Origin of the sequence: Gordonia sesuvii (assembly GCF_036350415.1) — a bacterium.
Lineage (GTDB): Bacteria > Actinomycetota > Actinomycetes > Mycobacteriales > Mycobacteriaceae > Gordonia > Gordonia sesuvii.
Genome location: NZ_JAZDUF010000001.1, coordinates 773,694 through 793,917 on the forward strand (window position 1 = coordinate 773,694; position 20,224 = coordinate 793,917).

Genomic DNA, 20,224 nt, shown 5'->3' on the forward strand with positions numbered 1-20,224 from the left:
CGGCTCCGCCGATGTGGCTGAGAGATGTTCTCAGGTGCCATCAGTACTATGACGCGGAGGTCCCGCACGCGCAGGGACGATGTCATGGTGCGCCGAAGCTGATGCCACCACGTGAGTCGCGCCGAGTCAGTCGGGGTCAAGGGGTAAGAGTTGAGTCGTAGGAGTTCGGAACCGGACGAGCCGGCCGACGAGGGCACAACGCCCCGCCGGAGCCGGCGAGCGGGCCGTTCCGGTGGCTCCCACGATTTCTCCAACATGTTCGGCGAGGCGCCGAACAATGCGATCCCCGCCCACGGAGCCCTGCACGAACCGCGGTCGACCGACCGCTATGTACGCGGCCGTACCCGTCTGACCGTTCGCGAGCTCATGGAGCAGATGAACGCTGCCGGTGAGGAGGCCCCGAAAGCGGGTGGACCGCACGACCGAGAGCCCCGGGATCGCGGCTCGAACGACCCCGCCGGCGAACGCACGACCACGCCGCCGGCTCCCGCGGGCGCAGGCCCACGGCAACCCTCGGCCGACGAGCAGCCCACCGAGGTCCACCGGTTCGACGACCTCACGCGCTATCCGCACGAGAACGACGTCACCCAGCAGATCCCGGCGGTCGGGCCGTCGCACGCCCCGGCCGATGCGGACGTCGACCTCTCCGATGGCGCCACCCGAGCGCGGGTCACCGAGGAATCGCGCGGGCAGGGCAGCCGGGTACGTCCGCTGCGGCCCACCCCCGACCTGTCGGACACGATCCCGCCGCGCTCGCGGCCGCGACGCCACCCCGGATCGTCCGCCGGCCGACGCAATCTGGGCCGCAACGTCACCACCACGGGCCGCATCCTCGTCGCGGTGGCCTGTGTCATGGCATTGGTGGGCACCGGATTCGTGTGGGGCTACCTGCAGTCGTGGGACGGCAGCTGGAAGACCATCAACGCCGTCAACCCCGAAGACGAGAACATCCGCAACAAGGACGCCCAGTACGGCGACGAGAACTACCTGATCGTCGGCACGGATACCCGAGCCGGCCAGAACGCCCGGGTGGGCGCCGGCACCACCGCCGACGCGGACGGAGCCCGCTCGGACACGGTGATCCTGGTGAACATCCCCGCCAACCGCAGTCGCGTCGTCGCGGTGTCCTTCCCCCGCGACCTGCAGGTGGATCGGCCCGACTGCCGGCAGTGGGACAACAACACCGGCACCTACGGCGCCGCGCTACCGGCCGCCTATGACGTCAAACTCAACGGCGTGTACGCCGACGGCGGGCCGGAATGCCTGGTCAGCGTCATCACGCAGATGAGCGGCCTCAACATCAACCGGTTCATCGCGATGGACTTCTACGGTTTCGAAAAGGTCGTCAAGGCGTTGGGCGGCGTGCAGGTCTGCTCCCCCACCCCCCTGTACGACTACGAACTCGGCCAGGTCCTGCGCAAACCGGGGACATCGACACTCACCGGCCGACGCGCACTCAACTACGTCCGCGCGCGCAACATCGCGTCAGAGGGCAACGGCGACTACGGCCGCATCAAGCGGCAGCAGTTGTTCATGTCGTCGCTGCTGCGGTCGACGCTGTCCGGCAACGTGCTGTCGAATCCCAACAAGCTCAACAGCATCGTGAACACCTTCATCGAATACAGCTTCGTCGACGGCGTGGACACCCAGTCCCTGCTGAATCTCGCCGAATCGATGCAGGGCATCGAGGCCGGCCGGGTCACCTTCCTGACGATTCCCACCTCGGGTACGTCCATGGACGGGCTGAACAACGAGATCCCGCGGACCGACGACATCAACGCGATCTTCAACGCGATCATCGACGACGACCCGCTGCCCGGTGAGCAGGCCAAGGAGAAGTCGTCGACGTCGACGTCGAGCAGCTCGGAGGAGTCGAGCACGCCGAGCACCGCGACGTCGGAGGCCGCTCCCACCCAGTTGGCCGCGACCGCACAGAATCCCGGCAACGTCGGTGTCCGCGTCCTCAACGGCACCGGCCGCACCGGCGCAGCGGGTGACACCTCAGATCAGCTGGTGTCGATGGGCTTCGACGTCCGGGGTGTCGCAGACGCCTCCGAGAACCGCGAGGACACCGTCATCCGGTACGGCGGCGGCGAGCAGGATTCCGCAGCCACCCTGGCCGCCATGTTCCCCGGAGCGTCGATCCAGCTCGACCGCACCGTGAAATCGGGTGTCGAGGTGATCCTCGGATCGGACTTCGACGGCTCGGTCGGTTCCGCTCCGGCGGTCGGCAGCACGATCTCGGTGCCTCAGCTCGCGCCCGCGTCGAACACGTCGAACCTGCCCAACGATCTCGCGGTCACCAACGCCGGCGACACGAACTGCCGCTGACCGGCACATTTGGCATAAATCGGGCCGATGCACGCCACGTTCACTGCCCGTTCACTCTCTCAACAACGGGTTGTACAAGTGAGCCACGTATTGTAGTAGGCATGCGTACCGCCTACCATGAGCAGCTCGACGCGCTCAACACCATCCTCGGCGAGATGTGCGAGCTCGCCGGCACTACGATGGCTCGCTCCACGCAAGCCCTCCTGCAGGCCGATCTGGCCATCGCGGAGGAGGTCATCACCGAGAACGACAAGATGCATGACCTGTCGGCCCGCGCCGAGGAGCAGGCCTTCGCGTTGCTCGCGCTGCAGGCCCCGGTGGCCGGCGACCTGCGCGGAATCGTCAGCGGATTCCAGATCGTCGCCGACGCGGACCGCATGGGCGCGCTCGCACTGCATGTCGCCAAGGTCGCGCGTCGCCGCCATCCGGCCAAGGCACTCCCCGAGGAGGTCAACGGCTACTTCGCGGAGATGGGCCGGCTCGCGGTGCAGCTGGCTTCGACCGCGCGTGAGGTGCTCAACACGCAGAACCCGCAGGACGCGCTACGGCTGCAGGAAGACGACGACGCGATGGACGACCTCCACCGCCATCTGTTCACGGTTCTGATGGACCGCGAGTGGAGCCACGGAGTGGCCGCGGCGGTAGACGTCACGCTCCTCGGGCGCTACTACGAGCGGTTCGCCGACCACGCGGTGCTCATCGGCCGGCGTGTGGTGTTCCAGGCCACCGGTCAGACCCCGGAACAGTTCCTCGAGGTCTCCTGACCGCTCTCGCACTTCGACGACACCGCCGTCCCGTTCGGGACGGCGGTGTCGTCGTCTGAGCGGACGGTCGGTGCGAGCTGAACCTCGCCGACCCCTCGGGTGAGAGTGCCCTCACCAAGCCGGACTTGGGATTTCGTCGCCCGACCTGCGTGGCGTTAAGGTGTCCCACATGGATCGGCACCCTAGCGTGGAACCCGGCGGCGTGGAACCCGGCAGCGTGGAACCCGGCAGCGTGGAACCCGACTTCAACGCCGTCGACGACGACGAGCCGACGGCTGCCGCGCATCGACGGCAGATCCTCACCTACAGCGGGGTCACGCTGTCGCTCATCGCACTTCTGGTGCTCCTGCTCGCGAACATGTGAGACCTGCGCAACCCCCGTACGAACCCGAAAAGAGATCGCGCCGCGGACCAGTGAACGGTCCGCGGCGCGATCTGTAGGGAGTGGGAGAACTCTGGCGCGAGCTCAGCCGAAGCGACCCGAGATGTAGTCCTCGGTCTCCCGCTTGCTCGGGTTGGAGAACATGGTCTCGGTGTCGTTGATCTCGATCAGCTGGCCGGGCTGGCCGACGGCCTCGAGGTTGAAGAACGCCGTCTGGTCGCTGACGCGAGCGGCCTGCTGCATGTTGTGCGTGACGATGACGATGGTGTACTCCTTCTTGAGTTCACCCATCAGGTCCTCGATCGCCAGGGTGGAGATCGGGTCCAGCGCCGAGCACGGTTCGTCCATCAACAGCACATCCGGGGAGACAGCGATCGCCCGGGCGATGCACAGACGCTGCTGCTGGCCGCCGGACAGGCCACCGCCCGGCTTCTCGAGACGGTTCTTGACCTCTTCCCACAGGTTCGCGCCGCGCAGGCTGCGCTCGCACACCTCGTCGAGCTGGGACTTGTTGCGCACCCCCTGCAACTTCAGTCCGGCGACGACGTTGTCGCGGATCGACATGGTGGGGAACGGGTTCGGCCGCTGGAAGACCATGCCGATGGTGGTGCGCACCGCGGTCGGGTTGATGCCCTTGGCGTAGATGTCCTCACCGTCGAGCAGCACGCTGCCGACCGCATATGCGCCCGGCACTTCCTCGTGCATACGGTTCAGCGTCCGCAGGACCGTGGATTTGCCGCAGCCCGACGGGCCGATGAACGCGGTGATGCTGCGCGGCGGTACCGCGAGGGTCACGTCCTTGACGGCGTGGAACTTGCCGTAATAGATGTTGAGGTCTTTGACGTCGAGGCGTTTGGCCATGATGATGCCTTTGCTGTGTGGCGGCGGTCGGCGCCGTTACTTGGTCTTGGGGGCGAGGAACTTGGCGGTCATCGCGGCGATGAGGTTCAGCACCGCGATGATGATGATCAGCGTGAGCGCCGCTCCCCAGTAGTAGAAGCCCGAAGCCGGCTGGGCCGCCGACCACATGTCCTTGATGAACAGCGGCAGCGAGTTCATCCCGCCGTCGAAGGGGTTCGTCTGCACCTGCGAACTGGCCGGACCGGCCAGGATCAGCACCGGCGCGGTCTCGCCCATGATGCGCGCGATGGCGAGGAAGATGCCGGACAGCATGCCCGACATCGCCGTCGGCAGCACGACCTTCACGATTGTCCGCCACTTGGAGATACCCAGCGCATACGACGCCTCGCGGAGTTCGTCGGGCACCAGTTTCAGCATCTCTTCGGTGGATCGGACGACGATCGGGATCATCAACAGGATCAGCGCAAGACTGACCATGAACGCACTCTGACCCATCGAGAGCCCGATCACGAAGACCGTGAAGATGAACAACGTGGCCACGATGGACGGGACACCGGCCAGGATGTCGACCATGAAGCTCACCGGCTTCACCAGCGGGCTGGTCGGGTATTCGACCAGCATGATGCCGGTCATCACCGCGATCGGCACCGAGATCACCGTGGCGATCAACGCCTGGATCAGCGTGCCGATGATGGCCTGCGAGATACCCGCACCGAACTGGGTGGTGGTGTCGACGCCGTAGGCGTTGCCGAACCACCAGTTCGGGTCCGACAGTGCCGGGGCACCTTCGGAGATGACGGTCCACAGCAGCCACACGAGCGGGATGACGCCGAGCACGAAGCACAGCGCGAAGGTCACCCGGGCCGCCTCGTTGCGGAACTTCCGGCTGGCCGACACCTCGCGGAACGCGGTGGGTGAGGACTTGACCGGCCCACCCGATGTCGTATCGACGGTCACGGTCATCCGTTCACCTTTCCACCGGCGATCACACGGGCGATCGCGTTGACGACGAATGTGAGGACGAAGAGGACCAGGCCGGCCGCGATGTACGCCCCTGCCGAGGCCTCACTACCGACGAACTCGCCGACGTCTCGGGCGATCTTCGAGGCGAAGGTGTCGCCGCCTTCGAACAGCGACCACTTGAGCTGGCCGACAGCGGCACTCAGGATGATCATCAGGGCGATCGTCTCGCCGAGTGCGCGACCGAGGGCGAGCATCGAGGCCGCGATCATGCCGGAGCGGCTGTACGGGAAGGCCGTCATGCGGATGACCTCCCACTTGGTCGCGCCAAGCGCCTGCGCGGCCTCTTTGTGACCGCTCGGCGTCTGGCGCAGGACCTCGCGGGTGATGGAGGTGATGATCGGCAGCATCATGATGGCCAGGACGATGCCGGCGGTGAAGATGGTGCCGCCACCGGTGATCGATGTCTTACCGCTGGAGAACAGGAAGAACCACCCGAAGGTGTCGTTCAGCCAGATCGCGAAGGGGGCGATCACCGGGGCGAGGACGTAGATGCCCCACAGACCGAAGATGATCGACGGCACGGCCGCGAGCAGATCGATGACCGCGGCCAGCGGTCGAGAAATGCTCGAGGGGGCGTATTCGACGAGGAACACCGCGATGCCGATCGCCACCGGCGTCGCCAGGAACAGGGCGAAGAACGATGTCAGGATCGTCGCCCGGAACAGTTCCCAGACACCGAACGAGGCGGTTCCGTCTGCGAAGGCCTGACCACTGGTGTTCCAGTCGGACGAGAACAGGAAGTTCGCGTTGTTGTCGGCGATGGCCGGGATCGCGTCGATCAGCAACGAGACACCGATGCCGGCGATCAGGATGATGACCAGAAGGCCGGTGCCCTGCGCCAGGTACGAGAAAACGCGGTCACCCATCTGCCCGCGACTGCTCTGCAGCCCCGGGTGCAATTGTTCCTCTAGCTCGCGGTCATCCGGTGTGCGGTTCGGATCTTGCTCGGGTGTCGGGGTCGGCGCCGAGCCGGACGAGTGTTTACCCGCCCGGCTCCGGCCGACACCGGTGGTGTCATCCACGGACATGATGTGTGATCGCTATTCTCTCGGTCGAGTTCGAGCCGCAGTTACTGAATGGCTTCGATCGAGCCCTGCAGCTTGGTCTGGAACTCCTGCGGCAGCGGGATGTAGCCCGCGTTCTGCAGATCCTGGCCCTGATTCTGCGGTGCCGACGCCACGTTCAGGAAGGTCTTGATCCCCTGGGCGGTTGCGTCATCCGCGTAGTCGGAGCACACCATCGTATAGGTTGCCATGACGATCGGGTACGAGCCGGCCTGGGTCGGCTTGTAGAAGGACTCGGTGTCGATCACCATGTTGTGGTTCTCGTCGCCATTGGCCAGGGTCGCCGAATCGATTGTCTGACCACCGGTCTCGGCGTTCAGCTCGACGCCCTCAGGATCCTGCTCGGTGATGATCTTGGCCATCGACAGGTCGTTGGACGTGGCGTATGCCCACTCGACGTAGGCGATGCTGCCCGCGGTGGGGCCGACCGCCGAGCCGACGCCCGGGTTGCCCTGCTTGCCCTCGCCGACACCGCCGTTGAAGGTCTTGCCGTCGCCCTTGTCCCAGCCGCCGGCGGCGGTCAGGTACTTCTGGAAGTTGTCGGTGGTACCCGACTCCTCGGCGCGGTAGATGACGCTGATCGGCAGATCCGGCAGTTCGACGCCCTCGTTCTCGGCGGCGATGGCCGGGTCGTTCCAGTTGGTGATCTCGCCACCGAAGATGGCCGAGATGGTCTGGGCCGACAGCGCCAGGTCGTCGACACCTTCGACGTTGTAGGCGACGGCGATCGGGCCGAAGACGAGCGGCAGGTTCCAGGCCTCGGAGCTGCAGCGCTGCTGGGCGGCCGCGGCATCCTCGCCCTCGAGCGCCGAGTCAGAGCCGCCGAAGTCGGTCAGGTTCTGGGTGAAGTCCGACACGCCCTGGCCGGAACCGCCTCCGCCGTAGGCGAGTTCGAATCCGGGACAGGTCTGGGCGAACGAGGTGGAGAAGATCGTCATCGCGTTGGCCTGGGAGGTGGCGCCACTGGCCTGCAGGTTCTGCTTGCCCTCGCACTGGATGTCCGCCACCGCCGACGCGGGTGCGGCGCTGCTGTCTCCCCTCTCCGAGTTGTCACTGCACGCACTCAGCACGAGCGCGGACGTGGCCAACAAGGAGCCCACTGCAACACCGGGACGACTCAATTTCACAGGATTCCTCCAGCATCAGATCATGGCGCGCCACAACGGTGACCACGCCCGGTCGCTCAGACACTAAGATTCGCTGGTGGACACTCCGCACCCCGAGGGTTAACGGAAGATGAATACCCACCCCCGTACCTTGGGGAATGTGATACGTCCCTCACGAATCCGGCCATCGTGTGCAGCAATGTGAAGCCGAGATCCGCGACGTTTCATCCGAATCTGCGCCCATCCGACATTCGTCACCCGTCCATCGGCAACCGACGGTGGACGAATGGTGAACTCGGAGTGAACCGTTTCACGGCCCGGTCACGGGGTGTTGCTACCCTGTGCATCGATCATCATGGGTATCCCGTTCGCTCGGCGACTATCTGTTTCGCGCCGTTCCGCTTTACGTGATTCGGCCGCGGGCGTCCCGATGACCTCCCTCGACCTCCAGCACAGCCGACGTCGATCGGCGTCGGTGTTCGGTCCGATGGCGGTGCCATCACGTGACGTAGCGGTCGAGCGTCTCCACGCGATGGCCGCCGCCGGCCCGGCATTCCGCCTCGGGCTGCGCCCATCTGCGCATGACAGACGATGGCACACGGTCGAGGCCGACGACGCCGTGTCGGTCACGGAGGTGGCACCCCTGTCCCGCACAGCCGATCCGCTCGATCTCCTCCGGACGGTGCGTGGCATGCCGGAGACCGGGCTTCGGGTGGTACTCGCGGGCGAGTGGGTTGCCATCGATTTCAGTCACGGGCTCGGCGACGTCGCGTTCTCGCAGGCCGTGGTCGACGTCATGCTCGGCGGGGTCGCCCTCACGGATCCACATTGGGCGCCCTACCGTCGTGGCCGACACCCGTTGGCCGCCGCAGCCGCCCGCACCTTCGGCGGCGATACGCGACGGCTCATCCAGCTCGCACGACTCCACCGGGCGGGCCGAAACGCAGCCGACAGCGGGCCGGAGACCCCGACACGTGCGGCGTCCCGGAGCACACCGAGCGCCCGGACAATCCGGATCGACGATTCCGAGATCGCCGAGCTGCGTGCGGCCCGCGACCGTCACCTGCCCGGGGTGAGCATGTTCGCCATCGTCACCTGCGCGCTGCTGCGGTCGTTGTCGCAGGCCGGAATCGACGTCCGGCGCGACGTCACGATCCCCTTCGACGCGCGCCCCTACCTCCCCCGACGGATGGACACACTGGCCTCGTTCTCGGCAGGCCTCACGTTCCCCCTCGACACCAAGACCCCGGCACCGGAACTGAAGGACATGATCACCGCCGCCTACCGAAGCGGCCGGCCGGTCGCGAACCTGGTGGTCAGCAGCACGAAACTGAGGATCGCCGGCTCCGCACCCGACGCCGAGAGCCCATGGCGGGTCGCAGCCGACCCGGCCGCGGTCCGCGCCGAGTTGCTGCACTCCTACGTGGGACGGATACCGCAGACGCAGTTCTCACCGTTCACCGATCCGGACCTCGCGTTCAACTACACGGTCAGCGATCCGGTGTCTCCGGCGGGGATCACCGTGACCTCCTCGACCGTGGGTGACCATGCTCTGTGCCTGTCGGCCGCATTCCACGCCGATGTCACCGACGGCGATCGGGTCTCCGACGCACTGGCGTCCGTGGTCGACCAGGCGTTGGCGGTCATCTCCGAATAGCGGTGAGGAGACCCACAAAACCTCCTGTGAATTAGGCAAGGTTATCCTAAGCGCCTAGGGTCACGAACAACCGATCACCAGCAACTCGCGTCAATGCGACATGCACCAGGTGCGGCGACGACACGGAGGGCACCTTGACCAACGCATCCGAGCGCCTGCGCGCGGCCACCGCCGTCGAGACGACATCGACCGGCGACATGAGGGAGTTCGAAGACGACCTCGACACCCGCACCGGCACCACCGACTCCGCTGCACCCGGCGAAGCCGCCACACCACGTGTGACGGTGGTGATCCCGACCCGCAACGAGGCCCTCAACCTTCCGTACGTCGCCGAACGGATGCCGCGGGTGGACGAGATCGTGGTCGTCGACGGATCGTCCGTCGACAACACGGTCGACGTGGCGCGTCGACTCTGGCCCGAGGCGCTCATCGTCCAGCAGACCCGCGGCGGCAAGGGCAACGCCCTCGCATGTGGCTTCGCGGCCGCGACCGGCGACATCATCGTGATGATCGACGCGGACGGATCGACCGACCCGGCCGAGATACCGATGTTCGTGAACGCGCTCGTCGAGGGGGCCGACCTCGCGAAGGGCAGCCGCTTCTCCCTCGGCGGCGGCAGCGACGATATCACCCTGCTCCGACGGCTCGGCAACAAGGCGCTCAACGGGCTGGTCAATCGCCTGTTCGACACCGACTTCGCCGACCTCTGCTACGGCTACAACGCATTCTGGCGCCGACACCTCGCGATCATCGACCTGCCCGACGTCGACGCCACCGAGGCCCAGTGGGGCGACGGATTCGAGGTCGAGACCGTGATCAACGTGCGCATGGCGCGGGCCGGGGTGGTGATCCGCGAAGTCGGGAGCCACGAGAGTCGACGAATCCACGGCCGCAGCAACCTGAATGCGTTCAGCGATGGTGTGCGCGTTCTGCGCACGATCGACCGTGAGCGCCGTTCACGTCGCGCCGGACAGCGCAGCAGCAGACGGTCGGGCGCCCCGGCAGTCACCGATCAGGCGCGTTCGGCACGCTGATGAGCATCACCGACATCCGGTGCCAGGTCGCCATCGTCGGCGCCGGCCCCGCCGGCCTGACGCTCGCACACATGCTGCACCTGCAGGGCATCGACACCGTCGTCGTCGAGCGGCAATCCGAGACCCATGTTCGGGCGCGGGTGCGTGCCGGGGTCGTCGAACAGACCACCGTCGACCTTCTCACCGAGATCGGCCTCGCGGATCGCCTTCATCGAGAGGCGCTGGTGCACAACGGTTTCTATGTCCGATTCGATCGCCGGACCCACCACCTCGACTTCCATCGGCATCTCGACCGGCACGCGTACGTCTACGGTCAGACCGAGCTGGTGGCCGACCTCATCGACGCACGGCGGGACACCGGCCGTCCACTGTTCTTCGACGCGACCGATGTCGCCGTCCACGACATCGACACCGACCATCCCCGGGTCGAGTTCACCGAAGCAGGGGTACACCGCCGGGTGCGCGCCGACTTCGTGGCCGGATGCGACGGTTTTCACGGGATCTGCCGCCAGGTCGTGGATTCCTCGCGGTTCCGGGTGATGGATCGGACGTATCCGTTTGCGTGGCTGGGCATTCTGGCACACACCACGCCCGTCACAGACGAAGGTATGTACTGCGCGCACCCGGACGGCCTGTCGGTGCACAGCATGCGTGGCGCTCACCTGACACGGCAGTATCTGCAAGTACCCGCGGACACCGATCTCGCCGCGTGGACCGACGATCGGATCTGGGCAGAACTGCGACGACGCAGCGCCGCCGACGATCACCCCGAGCTCGAGACCGGCGAGATCATCGAGCGTTCGCTGGCGCCGCTGCGCAGCGTGGTCACCGACCCGATGCAGCAGGGTGCCCTGTTCTTGCTGGGCGACGCCGCGCACATCGTGCCCCCCACCGGGGCCAAGGGGCTCAACCTGGCGATCTCCGACGCGTGCGTGCTCTCGCACGCGCTCGGCGCCTTCTATGCGCACGCCGACCGCACCGGTCTGGAGACGTACTCGTCGACCGCCCTTCCGCGAGTGTGGCAGGCACAAGCATTCTCGTGGAACCTGACGACGACGCTGCACCGTCTCGGCGACGATGACTTCGATTGGGAGATCCGGCGTGCACGGCTACAGCGGTGGACGACGTCGGCGGACGAGGAGCGCGCGCTCGGCGAGGTCTACCTCGGACTGCCGTTCCCGACCCCGTGGCAACCCGCGGCGGTACCGGCGTGATCGACCACCAAGAAACCTGGAGCCGACCGTCGTCCGACCCCTCCAATTGCCCACCAACCTAGGCGAGGCTACCCTTACCTGAGGCTGCCGGCCGCGTCGACACATCCGCGTGTCGCAACGGTGGCGGCCACGCTCAGTGATCGGAGAAAGCTGTGATCGACATGCACGTGACCCGCCGGCATCTGCCGCAGGGAAAGCAGATCCGCCTGTCGAGGATCTTCGGCTCCCCCAGCCGTCGCGCCCTCGTCGTGCCGCTGGATCACTCGGTCACCATCGGCCCCCTCGGCGCGGCCGGACATGCCGATCAGACGGCCGCGATCCTGCATCGTGCCGGCGCTGATGCCGTCATCGTGCACAAGGGGCGCGCGCGGACCATCGCACCGACCCGATTCGGATCGATGGGGCTGATCGTGCATCTCTCCGCGGGCACCAACCTCGCGGTCGACCAGACCCGCAAGGTGCTGGTGGGCTCCGTCGAGGAATGCCTCGCGCTCGGTGCCGACGCGGTGAGCGTGCACGTGAACGTCGGTGCGCCGACGGAGGCCGAACAGCTGGTCGATCTCGGGGTCGTGGCGGCCGAATGTGATCGGCTAGGCGTTCCGCTGCTCGCGATGATGTATGCGCGCGGCGGGGTGGCCGACGCCGGCAACACGTCGGTGGCGACGCTGGGGCATCTGGGTGCGATCGCCACCGACCTCGGCGCGGACATCGTGAAGCTGGACTATGCCGGATCCTCGGATCGGATGGACGAGGTCGTCGACAGCTGCCCCTTACCGATCCTGGTCGCCGGCGGGCCGACGACCACGTCCGACGACGCCGCCATCACCTTCGGACTCCAGGTCGCCGAATCCCGGGTCGCCGGACTCAGTTTCGGCCGCCTCATCTTCGGCGCCGACGATCCTCAACGAGTCGCCACGGCACTCGCCGACGGCCTCCATTCCGAGCCCACGTCCAACCGCCCGCTCGCCGCGACCCTCGAACTCGCCTGAGACCGAACTCGCCTGAGATCAGCCAGCTCGTCCCGACAGCAGAAAGACCATCGTGAATTCCTCCACCGATATCGTCACCGACGACATCACCCCGCTCGCCGCAGTCCCCGATGCGGTGTCGAACACCGCCACTCAGGAGCAGCGCGCGCACTTCGCCTGGATCGATATTCGAGGCACCGCAGGCGACGAGCGGGATGCCCTCGTCCAAGCCGCGATCCATCACCGCATCGACGGCATCGTCGCCGATGACGTCGATCTGTTGCGCGACCTCCCGCCGACGGTGCGTCGGGTGTTCGCGACCACGAGCCCTGCCGTCGACGCCGACGTGGCCACCTCCGTCGACATCGTCCTCGCCGATCATTCGGGTGACGACACGAATCGGATCGTCGACGCCGGACCGTCCGCAGAGGCCGGCGTGCACGTCGTGGTCTCCGACGCCGACACCCTTCGCCACGCATGCGAGACCGTGCGCCGGGCGCCCTGGACCCTGCTCACCTTCACCGACCCCACCAAGATCCCGCTGGAGATCGTCATCGCGGCGGCGGAGAACTCGGGCGGGCGCACCGTCACCATCGTCAACGACATCGAGGACGCCGGCATCGTGAAGCTGGTCCTCGAACACGGGTCGGACGGCCTACTGCTGCGTCCCCGCAACGCCGACGACGTCGGGACCCTCGCCGAGGTCATCCGCCCGAGCGCCGACCGGATCGAACTCACCGAGCTGACCGTCACCAAGGTCGAGCACATCGGCATGGGCGAGCGTGCGTGCATCGACACGTGTTCGCTGTTGGAGAAGGACGAGGGCTGCCTCATCGGGTCGTTCTCCACCGGGATGTTCCTGTCCTGCAGCGAGACCCACCCACTGCCCTACATGCCGACCCGCCCGTTCCGGTGGAACGCCGGTGCCGTGCACTCGTATGTCCTGGTGCCCGACAACCGAACCCGCTATGTCAGCGAACTGCAGGCCGGGCAACCGATCCTGGCCATCCGCAGCACCGGTGAGGTGCGCGAGGTCCGCATCGGCCGGGTCAAGATCGAACGGCGCCCCCTCATCTCGGTCACCGCCACCACCGCCGACGGCAGAGTCGTCAACGTGATCGCCCAGGACGACTGGCACGTCCGCCTGCTCGGCCCCGGCGGCTCGGTCAACAATGTCACCGACCTGAAGCCGGGCGACACCCTCCTGGGTTACGCGCCCCCGGAGTCCCGCCACGTCGGCCTGCCCATCACGGAATTCTGCGACGAGAGGTAGCCGACGTGAGCATCTCCGCCCTCGTGCCCGACCTCGGAACCCAGTCCGATGGCGTTGCCCCGCAGGTTCTCTGGTACATCAACCCGACCGACGGCGACGTGCCGTGGGAGCCGGAGCGCCGGGTGGAGCCGACGTTCGAGGCGATCCGGCATCAGGCACGCACGCTCGACCGTCTGGGCTACTACGGGGCGCTCACCACCGCCCGTGAGGCCATCTCCCTCGTCGGGGACACCGAGCACCTCCGGTTCCTCATCCCCGAGTATCCGGGCGTGAAACCGCCTGTCCTGCTGGCCGAGGAAGCCCAGATCTTCGATCAGTACTCGGGCGGACGGCTGATCTACAACCAGGTCAACGGAGCCGACCCGGTCCTGCACCGGTACGGCCGATTCGGCTCCAAGGCGGAACGTTACCGGGTGTCGGCGGAGTTCTGGCGGCAGGTGAAACGTCTCTACCTCGATGACGCCGAGCCCTACGACGGCGAGTTCTTCTCCTACGGACCGCGATACAAGCCACCGATCCCCGGGCCGCGGCAGCCCGACGGCATCGAGGTCTGGGGCACCGGGGCATCGCCGGAAGGTATCGCGCATGCCGCCGAGGTTCTCGACGTCTATCTGTCCTTCATGTCCGAACCGGCCAAGCTCACCGGGCTGTTCGACCGGGTCCGCGCGGCGGCGGCCGACCGCGGCCGCACACTTCGGTTCGGTGTGCTGGCCAGCGTCATCGTGCGGGAGACCGACGACGAGGCGTGGGAGCGGTTCGAGTGGCAGCTGCGGCAGACCCGACCGGAGACCGTGCTCGCCACCGCGGACCGTAATCTGCGCAGTTTCGGCTATCCCGGTCTGGACGAGATCCGTAGCGACAACGCACAGGTCCAGGCGCGGATCGATGCCCTGCGGGCCGGCCGTCTGCCCGGGCGGGCAGACCTGGAGTTCGCGCCCAACATGGCCGCCGGCCTGACGACGTGGACCGCGGCCGAGCCGCCGTTCGACATCGCGGGCAAGGGAACCGGGACGTACTTCGTCGGCAGTGCGGAGAACGTCGCCGCCGCGATGTCGTCGGTGGCACATCAGGCCGGTATCGACATCTGGATCCTGTCCGGCTGGCCGCTGGCAGCGGAGGCGGAGATGGTCGCGGACCTGCTTCTTCCGCTCCTGAAGTCCGCTGCCCTGCGGGGAGTGCGGTCTCAGTAACGCGGTCTCAGTGACGCACCGTGGCGATCACGCCGTGGTGATCTGATCCGGCGATCTCGAAGCGCCGCAACGAGGTCGGCGTCGGTCCGTTGCGGGTGAGCACCCGGTCGAGCGCCAGCACGGCCGGGTACGGCCTATCTGCGGGATATGTGGGCACGATCCCGGAGCCGAGATGTTCTGCCGCGTCGGTCAATTCGGGTGAGTCGTCCGCATCGGCTCCGGACAGCAGCGCCCGGAACGGGCGGTGGTCGTAGGTGGAGTTGAAGTCCGCACCGATCACCAGCGGGTCCTGATCGGCCGACAGCACCGATCGGAGCTCGCGCAGCTCGGCGTCCCAGCGCCACGACGGCTCCGGGTACGGCGGCAGCGGGTGCAGTGCGTACACCGACAACGGCTCCCGTCCGGGAATCGACAGCCGGGCATGCAGATTCGAATGCCGCATCCGCTCGAGCACGCGACCGTCGGTCAGCGACGCTCGGGCGTAGATCCCGGCCCCGCTGCCGCCGTCGCGGGGGTTCACGAAGGCGAACGGCAGCACCTCGCGCAGGCCGGCTCGCTCGAGTGCGGCGGTCGATTCAGGAGTCAGTTCGATGACGGTCAGGACATCGACATCGGCCTCGCGGACGCGGGCGACCAAGGACGCGGCGTCGGCCTCGCCGAGGAAGATGTTGGCCTGCATCACGGTGAGGTCGGATGGTGAGACCTGCTCGTCCACACCGGCATACAACGGAGCCTGCGACCCCAGTCCGACGGCGACGACGACCGCCGCGACCGCCGCAGACACCCATGCCCGGGCGACCAGGAGCAGGATCAGTCCGATGAGCCCGACACCGATGAGGACCGGTGTGAACGATGCGATGCGGGTCGCGATGTTGCTGACCAGACCCGAGAAATGGGCCCCGACACCGATCGCGCCGAGAAGCACTCCGACCCAGCCGACCACCCACAGCACGCGACGCATGGCTCGATCCTGTCATGCTCACCCTCAACGACTTTCACCGGTTGCGGGCGCCTAGCTCTGGTCAGCCGTAGGCGACGTCGATCGCGTAGCGGGTGAAACCCAGACGTTCGTAGGTGCGCAATGCCGCCGTGTTGTCGCCCTCCACGTAGAGCTCCACCTCGGCCATCGCGCGGTCGGCGAGATGATGCAGGCCCGCAAGGGTGAGCAGCCGACCCAACCCCCGTCCCTGCGCTGCCGGGTCGACCCCGACGATGTAGACCTCACCGAGTTCGGCGTTCTGCCGCTTCGTCCAGTGGAAGCCCAGCAGCCGCGTCGGTTCTCCGGCGTCGAAGGCCAGGAACAGCCCTTCCGGGTCGAACCATTCACTGCGCACCCGGTCGGTGATCTCCGCCGGCGACCACCCACCCTGCTCCGGATGCCAGTCGAATGCGGCGTTGTTCACGCGCAGGATCTCGGCGTCGTCGGCCGGTCCCGCATAGGTACGGAGCACGATGTCGTCAGCGACCTGCAACGGAGGCAGTTCGTCGGCTTCGGGACCCAACGGGCGGCGGAGCTGGAGGAGTTCCCGACGTCGCTGCAAACCCATTGCACCGGCGAGCGCCACCGCTCCCGGCAGATCCCCATGTGCCCACGCTCTGGGCCCCGGCTCGGCGACGAGCTCGCGCGCGGCCGCGAATGCCGTGTCCAGCAACGCACGTCCGTGCCCGCGACGGCGTGCATCCGGATGGACCACGGCCTCGATCATGGCGGGCTCCCCGGGCCGGCCCGCGATGACGTTGGCGTAGCCGGCATCGGTCAGCACGTGCCGGACGCCGGAATCCGCCGATGCATCGATCGCGTGCAACGCCTGCTCGGCCAGGGGCGCCACCCCGTCCGCGGCAGTCGCGGCCGCGGCGAGATCGTGTGCCTGCGTGGCCTTCTCGGGGGTGAGTACGTCGAGGACGACGGGGTCGCCCACGCTGGGCTCAGTTTCCGGCACTCGCGCTGAACTCCTCATCGAACGGGCCGTCGAGATCATCCGGTCCGAGTTCGTCCGGTCCGAGATCGTCACCGCCGAGGTCATCACTGTCGAAGTCGTCGCCGGCCACCGTACCCAATGAGTTGTCACCGCCGGTGGAGCGACCGCGACTCGGCCGTACCGCCTTGTAGCCGACGTTGCGCACGGTGCCGATCAACGATTCGTGCTCGCTGCCGAGCTTGGCGCGCAGGCGCCGGACGTGAACATCGACCGTGCGCGTGCCGCCGAAGAAGTCGTATCCCCAGACCTCTTGCAGCAGTTGCGCTCTGGTGAACACCCGGCCGGCGTTCTGGGCGAGGTACTTGAGGAGTTCGAACTCCTTGTAGGTGAGGTCGAGCGGACGTCCCCGCAGCCGGGCGGTGTAGGTGCCCTCGTCGATGATCAACTCGCCCAACGTGACCTTGCCGCTGGCCTCTTCCGAGGTCATCCCCCGTGTCCGCACCACGAGCAGTCGGAGCCGGGCATCGAGTTCGGCGGGACCGGTCGCGGGGAGCAGGAACTCGTCCAGACCCCAGTCCGCATTGACGGCCACCAGGCCGCCCTCCGTGAGCACCGCAGCCACCGGAACCGACGACCCGGTACTACCGAGAAGTCGACACAGCCCGCGGGCGGCGGCGAGGTCGGTGCGCGCATCGACGATGGCGACGTCGGCGTTGCCCGCCTCCATCAGCGACGACACCTCGGTCGGTGCGGTCCGGACGGTGTGGGCGAGCAGTGACAGAGAGGGCAGAACACTCTCCGGATTCGGGTCGGCCGTCAACAGCAAGAGATCCATGAACCACTCCGATCCCGTCGTTCCCCAACCCACGTTCACGCCCTCCCGGACTCACCGATGAGCCCCGGTCCGACGCCGGTTCTGCGGTCGGCGATTGTTTACGCCGCCTTACCAACGTGTGCGCGATAGATGACAGAATAGCGCCAATGTGGCGTTCTGCTGTTAACAAGGCGCCCGAGGAGCGTCGACAGCATGCGTCGGACCGTACACATCGCCGGGCACGCCGGTGGGTCGGCGTCGGAGTTCTCGGGCTCGTCGTGGCGATCGGGGTGGCGCTCCTGGCCGACACCGTCGTGGCGATGCGCGCCGAGCACTCGTTTTCCCGCGCACTGCTGGCCTCGCCCCGTCTGACCTTCGATCCCGAGGTCACGATCAGCGGTTTTCCGTTCGTCGGTCATGCCCGTACCGGCGAGTTCACAGGCGTGGTCATCACGGCGCGCGGCGTCGGTGTCCCGTGCCCGTCCGCCGGCGGGTGCCGCGCTGAGATGGGCGCCACGCTCGGCGCGACGACGGTCCCCGACGGCTTCCGGATCGAGGAGAGTGACATCGTGCACACTTCGTCGGTCGACGGATACGTGCGCCTGGATTCGGTGAACCTCGGCCGCATGCTCGGCATCACCGACCTCACCGTCAACACCCCGGCACCGACCGACCGCGCGGGTGCCGGTGGTCCGGGCGACGGCCTGCTGCGACGGTCGAGCGGCGTGTTGCTGACGGGCACCGTCCCGCTGTCGCCGCCACCTCCCGACAGCGACGTCCCGCCGTCGGCGTCTGCCTATCCGGGTCCCGCGGTGAGGGTGAGCGTGGTGGTCGATCTGTCCGTGGTCGACGGTCGGATGCACATCGAGGCCACCGATTTCTACCGCGGTCCCGAAGAACACGTCGAGGCCGACGTCGCCGACGATCAACGGGACCAGGTGCTGTCGCAGTTCACCGCCACCCTGCCGCCGCTGCCCATGCCGTGGGGGACCGCGCCGACACAGGCCCACAGCGAGGGCAGTGACGTCGTGCTGGCCGGGGACTCCGGGAGCCGCGACCTGCGTCCGGCAGATTTCTGAGGCAGGTTCTTGACCGGCGGTTACGTACCCGAGGCGGGGTTTGGGAGCCACCCGGCGTCCCTGTAGGGTGGGGCGCATGCAACTGCGCCGTGAGTTCTTGCTCACCCGCCGTCGTGCAATCGACTTCTGTCGTGTCGCCGACTGTTGCTGTCGTTAGACGGTGGACGTGGCGTCTTCGCGACGCGTCCGCTTCACGATGGCGGCCGGGCAGTTCTCTGCACCTCTGACATCCCGGGTCCGATCCGGACACCAGGTCTGTCGACCGCATCCGCGCCGAATCGTTCGGCCCCATCATCCCGCTTCACATCGCACAATCACCGATAGTTCGGGCCTCAATGTTCGGGAAGGAACACAACATGGCACGTTCGGACGTCCTGGTCAGCGCCGATTGGGCTGAGCAGAATCTCAACGCCGACAAGACCGTTTTCGTCGAGGTCGACGAAGACACCACCGCGTACGACGGCGGCCACATCGAGGGCGCCGTCAAGCTCGACTGGAAGACCGACCTGCAGGACCCGGTCCGTCGCGACTTCGTCGACGCCGACCAGTTCTCCAAGCTGCTCTCCGAGCGCGGCATCGCCAACGACGACACGGTCGTTCTCTACGGCGGCAACAACAACTGGTTCGCCGCCTACGCGTACTGGTACTTCAAGCTGTATGGCCACAACGACGTCAAACTGCTCGACGGTGGCCGCAAGAAGTGGGAACTCGACGGTCGCCCGCTGTCGGCCGATGCCGTGAGCCGCCCGGCCACCACCTACAAGGCCGCCGAGCCCGACACCTCGATCCGCGCCTTCCGCGACGAGGTCGTCGACGCGATCGGCAACAAAAACCTCGTCGACGTGCGCAGCCCCGACGAGTTCACCGGCAAGATCCTCGCCCCGGCGCACCTGCCGCAGGAGCAGAGCCAGCGACCCGGCCACATCCCCGGCGCCATCAACGTGCCGTGGAGCAAGGCCGCCAACGAAGACGGCACCTTCAAGAGCGACGACGACCTCGCCGAGCTGTACAAGGAGGCCGGTCTCGACGGTGAGAAGCAGACCATCGCCTACTGCCGCATCGGCGAGCGTTCGAGCCACACCTGGTTCGTGCTCAAGGAGCTGCTCGGCCACCAGAACGTGAAGAACTACGACGGCAGCTGGACCGAGTACGGCTCGCTGGTGGGCGTCCCCGTCGAGCTGGGAGAAGGAAAGTAATCATGTGCGGAGCACCCAAGCAGGGACAGAAGCTCCCTGCCGGCGTCGACGTCGAGAAGGAAACCGTGCTGATCGGCACCGTCAACGACGAGTCGGGCACCCCGGTGGCCGGCGCGTTCGTGCGGCTGCTCGACTCGACCGGCGAGTTCACCGCCGAGGTCGTGGCGAGCCCCACCGGCGATTTCCGCTTCTTCGCGGCACCCGGAACGTGGACGCTGCGTGCACTGTCGTCCGTCGGCAACGGTGATGTGACCGTGTCGCCCGAGGGCCCCGGCGTGCACGAGAACGACATCGTCGTCAAGAAGTAGGTCGTCGAAAGACAGACGACACCAGAAGAAGACCTCCGGCT

Annotated in this window: 19 protein-coding genes; 12 read left to right on the plus strand and 7 right to left on the minus strand. The window is 67.0% G+C overall.

The window, feature by feature from the left end; all coding sequences use genetic code 11:
* Nucleotides 1–150 precede the first annotated feature (150 nt).
* The 3 genes from VZC37_RS03575 (at nt 151) to VZC37_RS03585 (ending at nt 3,459) form a co-directional block, all read left to right on the plus strand.
* The gene (locus tag VZC37_RS03575) at nt 151–2,331 is read left to right on the plus strand and encodes an LCP family protein (RefSeq protein WP_330431028.1); all 2,181 of its coding nucleotides are present in this window, start codon (nt 151–153) and stop codon (nt 2,329–2,331) included.
* A 101-nt stretch (nt 2,332–2,432) separates the two neighbouring features.
* Nucleotides 2,433–3,095, plus strand: coding sequence for a phosphate signaling complex protein PhoU (phoU, locus tag VZC37_RS03580; protein ID WP_330431029.1), 663 nt, complete (start codon nt 2,433–2,435; stop codon nt 3,093–3,095).
* A 169-nt stretch (nt 3,096–3,264) separates the two neighbouring features.
* Complete coding sequence (locus VZC37_RS03585) at nt 3,265–3,459, plus strand: hypothetical protein (protein ID WP_330431030.1); 195 nt, start codon at nt 3,265–3,267, stop codon at nt 3,457–3,459.
* 102 nt (nt 3,460–3,561) lie between these two features.
* On the opposite strand, the gene pstB is transcribed toward VZC37_RS03585, so the two are convergent.
* Genes pstB through pstS form a run of 4 tightly spaced genes read right to left on the minus strand, consistent with a single transcriptional unit; the run spans nt 3,562 to nt 7,552 of the window.
* The gene (pstB, locus tag VZC37_RS03590; RefSeq protein ID WP_330431031.1) at nt 3,562–4,338 is read right to left on the minus strand and encodes a phosphate ABC transporter ATP-binding protein PstB; all 777 of its coding nucleotides are present in this window, start codon (nt 4,336–4,338) and stop codon (nt 3,562–3,564) included.
* 36 nt (nt 4,339–4,374) lie between these two features.
* Nucleotides 4,375–5,301 (minus strand): phosphate ABC transporter permease PstA, encoded by a 927-nt coding sequence (pstA, locus tag VZC37_RS03595; RefSeq protein WP_330431032.1) that lies wholly within the window; start codon nt 5,299–5,301, stop codon nt 4,375–4,377.
* Nucleotides 5,298–6,389, minus strand: a complete 1,092-nt coding sequence (pstC, locus tag VZC37_RS03600) for a phosphate ABC transporter permease subunit PstC (protein WP_330431033.1) — start codon at nt 6,387–6,389, stop codon at nt 5,298–5,300. The genes pstA and pstC overlap by 4 nt, the downstream gene beginning before the upstream one ends.
* A 41-nt stretch (nt 6,390–6,430) precedes the next feature.
* Complete coding sequence (gene pstS, locus VZC37_RS03605) at nt 6,431–7,552, minus strand: phosphate ABC transporter substrate-binding protein PstS (RefSeq protein WP_330431034.1); 1,122 nt, start codon at nt 7,550–7,552, stop codon at nt 6,431–6,433.
* 409 nt (nt 7,553–7,961) lie between these two features.
* Between pstS and VZC37_RS03610 the strand changes: the two genes are divergently transcribed.
* From VZC37_RS03610 to VZC37_RS03635, 6 genes are all read left to right on the plus strand, one after another.
* Complete coding sequence (locus VZC37_RS03610; protein ID WP_330431035.1) at nt 7,962–9,188, plus strand: hypothetical protein; 1,227 nt, start codon at nt 7,962–7,964, stop codon at nt 9,186–9,188.
* A 197-nt stretch (nt 9,189–9,385) separates the two neighbouring features.
* Nucleotides 9,386–10,222, plus strand: coding sequence for a glycosyltransferase family 2 protein (locus tag VZC37_RS03615; protein ID WP_431309345.1), 837 nt, complete (start codon nt 9,386–9,388; stop codon nt 10,220–10,222).
* The gene (locus VZC37_RS03620) at nt 10,222–11,436 is read left to right on the plus strand and encodes a 4-hydroxybenzoate 3-monooxygenase (RefSeq protein WP_330431037.1); all 1,215 of its coding nucleotides are present in this window, start codon (nt 10,222–10,224) and stop codon (nt 11,434–11,436) included. Before VZC37_RS03615 ends, VZC37_RS03620 begins: the two co-directional genes overlap by 1 nt.
* 161 nt (nt 11,437–11,597) lie before the next feature.
* Nucleotides 11,598–12,425: a 2-amino-3,7-dideoxy-D-threo-hept-6-ulosonate synthase gene (locus VZC37_RS03625; RefSeq protein WP_330431697.1), complete on the plus strand. Its 828-nt coding sequence runs from the start codon at nt 11,598–11,600 to the stop codon at nt 12,423–12,425.
* Nucleotides 12,426–12,477: 52 nt separating this feature from the next.
* On the plus strand, nt 12,478–13,677 hold the full coding sequence (locus VZC37_RS03630) for a 3-dehydroquinate synthase II family protein (RefSeq protein WP_330431038.1): 1,200 nt from the start codon (nt 12,478–12,480) through the stop codon (nt 13,675–13,677).
* An 11-nt stretch (nt 13,678–13,688) separates the two neighbouring features.
* Entirely contained in the window at nt 13,689–14,867 is a 1,179-nt protein-coding gene (locus VZC37_RS03635) for an LLM class flavin-dependent oxidoreductase (RefSeq protein WP_330431698.1), read from the plus strand.
* Nucleotides 14,868–14,874: 7 nt separating this feature from the next.
* On the opposite strand, the gene VZC37_RS03640 is transcribed toward VZC37_RS03635, so the two are convergent.
* From VZC37_RS03640 to VZC37_RS03650, 3 genes are all read right to left on the minus strand, one after another.
* A complete protein-coding gene (locus tag VZC37_RS03640) occupies nt 14,875–15,828 on the minus strand; it encodes an endonuclease/exonuclease/phosphatase family protein (RefSeq protein ID WP_330431039.1) in 954 nt (317 codons plus the stop codon).
* Nucleotides 15,829–15,889: 61 nt separating this feature from the next.
* A complete protein-coding gene (gene mshD / locus VZC37_RS03645; protein ID WP_330431040.1) occupies nt 15,890–16,825 on the minus strand; it encodes a mycothiol synthase in 936 nt (311 codons plus the stop codon).
* On the minus strand, nt 16,794–17,621 hold the full coding sequence (locus VZC37_RS03650; RefSeq protein WP_330431041.1) for a winged helix-turn-helix transcriptional regulator: 828 nt from the start codon (nt 17,619–17,621) through the stop codon (nt 16,794–16,796). Before VZC37_RS03650 ends, mshD begins: the two co-directional genes overlap by 32 nt.
* Before the next feature lie 146 nt (nt 17,622–17,767).
* Between VZC37_RS03650 and VZC37_RS03655 the strand changes: the two genes are divergently transcribed.
* From VZC37_RS03655 to VZC37_RS03665, 3 genes are all read left to right on the plus strand, one after another.
* Nucleotides 17,768–18,679 (plus strand): LmeA family phospholipid-binding protein, encoded by a 912-nt coding sequence (locus VZC37_RS03655; RefSeq protein WP_330431042.1) that lies wholly within the window; start codon nt 17,768–17,770, stop codon nt 18,677–18,679.
* 356 nt (nt 18,680–19,035) lie between these two features.
* Nucleotides 19,036–19,875 carry a sulfurtransferase gene (locus VZC37_RS03660; RefSeq protein WP_330431043.1) on the plus strand — a complete coding sequence of 280 codons (840 nt, stop codon included), beginning with the start codon at nt 19,036–19,038 and terminating at the stop codon, nt 19,873–19,875.
* A gap of 2 nt (nt 19,876–19,877) precedes the next feature.
* Nucleotides 19,878–20,183: a DUF1416 domain-containing protein gene (locus VZC37_RS03665; RefSeq protein WP_330431044.1), complete on the plus strand. Its 306-nt coding sequence runs from the start codon at nt 19,878–19,880 to the stop codon at nt 20,181–20,183.
* The last annotated feature ends 41 nt before the right edge of the window (nt 20,184–20,224 follow it).